At 32.0% G+C, this 1684-nt stretch carries 1 protein-coding gene; it reads left to right on the top strand.

All coding sequences use genetic code 11. The features are described from left to right. Nucleotides 1-577 precede the first annotated feature (577 nt). On the top strand, nucleotides 578-1216 hold the full coding sequence (locus ACFIMA_RS09535) for a hypothetical protein (RefSeq protein WP_375610992.1): 639 nt from the start codon (nucleotides 578-580) through the stop codon (nucleotides 1214-1216). Nucleotides 1217-1684 lie beyond the last annotated feature (468 nt).

Raw genomic sequence — 1684 nt, 5'->3', positions numbered from 1 at the left:
TATGTGTCAGTAAATTGAACTGACAAAAGTGATCATTTTAGTGAGTCATTAAAACGTGTCTTATGAAAAGCGTATGACCCTTTAAAGCCTTTCAAAAGATAGCTTGTAACTCATATGAAATGCTATCAAAATCATTATGGTTATGAGTTTTGAAGGGGTTTTGAGTTTTGAGGGTTGCTGCTATTATGTAAAAAAACGATAAAAAGTAAAAACGTTATTTTTCAATATGTTAAGATTTTACAGACCTTTAAAAAACAACCCATATTGATAACACAACCTATAAATTCAACTAATAATATACGTTTTGAGGGGGTTTTGACGGTTTTTACATCTTCAAAACCTATAAGCAAAATGAATATACATAACTCTCTTTAAACAAAGCTTTTGATAACAATAAAGCACTCATTTTAGATTACGGTATAATCTCTTAAAGGCAATGTAAAAAAATCTAATTCACTTTAAGAGTGGATTTCTTAAATTTTGCAAAACAATCTAAAAAAATTATTTAAAAGTTCAAATCGTATCTTTAATTTGAATTATAAATACATTATTAGACTTTTGCATTAATCAAAGGTTTATGATGATGAAGTTTTTTATTTTACTTTGTTTGTTAATACTCACAGCTTGTGGTCCTATAACACATTTGAACGGAATTGTTGATCCAAACTACAAGGGACGATTTCAAACGAAAAAGGTGGTCATAGGAGGTGTTGGCATGTCTATTTCTGAGCAAAAAGAACTTGAAGACACCTTTGAGAAATCCCTCGTTAAATACAATGTACAGATATTGAGAGGATTAGAACTTTTCCCTCTAACTCGTAATTATTCCTATAACGAGAAAGAGGAAATTATAACAAATAAAGGCGCAGATGCACTCCTAATAGTTAGCGTTGATAATCGTGCTATATCACAGACGTATATCCCGCCAACATATCATCCGGGAACCTCTACAAGTACTATTTCGGGATTTGGAAACTTTGCTACCATAAAAACTGAGACGACACCAGGTTATGTGACCGGTGGATATAATATTAGTAAGCCCGCCATAAGTGTTAGTGTTTATCTTATTCACCATACAAAAAACAAAGAAACCATATGGCTAGCAAAAGGCTATAGCGATGGAAATGCTTTTGCATCATTTTCTGATCTCATAGTAAGCGTTGCTGAAACAACTGTTGAAAAACTAGCCAAAGAGGGGCTTATAGTCCCAAAGTAGAGTTAGGAAAATAGCAGCATAATCACGAATTTTAGCCACAAGGTCGATGTTAATAAAGCTATCATTTTAGATTACGGTATAATCTTTTAAAGGCAATGTAAAAAAATCTAATTCTATTTAAGAGTGGGTTTCTTAAAAGTCTTAAAGCAATCCAAATAAGAGTATTTAAAAGTGCAAATGATTTCTTTTTAGAATAACGCATATAAACAGTCTTTTTGAGATTGTATCTAATCAACTTAACAAGAGAGGTATAGATTATGGTTATAAGACCTTATACCCCTTGTAAGGTTATCACACTCATTATGTGAGCATGCTTTAATAAGCTTATTCAGTTTCTCTTATTTCTAATTTTGGTAAGTTCTTAACAATCTTCATTGTTTCTAAACTTACCGTAATAACCCTTTGAAACAACTCCAATGGGTAAGCAGGGTTGCCAACGGTTTCAACAGCATAGCGATTGGCATCATT

This window comes from Bartonella sp. AP88HLJMH, from assembly GCF_042195605.1.
Classification (GTDB): Bacteria; Pseudomonadota; Alphaproteobacteria; order Rhizobiales; family Rhizobiaceae; genus Bartonella.
The sequence above is the reverse complement of the archived record's forward strand: the minus strand, read 5'-3'. Positions and strand labels throughout refer to the sequence as shown.

What these genes read in the sequence shown, in the direction of transcription:
- ACFIMA_RS09535 (WP_375610992.1), top strand. Translation starts at nt 578, where the DNA reads ATGATGATGAAGTTTTTTATTTTACTTTGTTTGTTAATACTCACAGCT.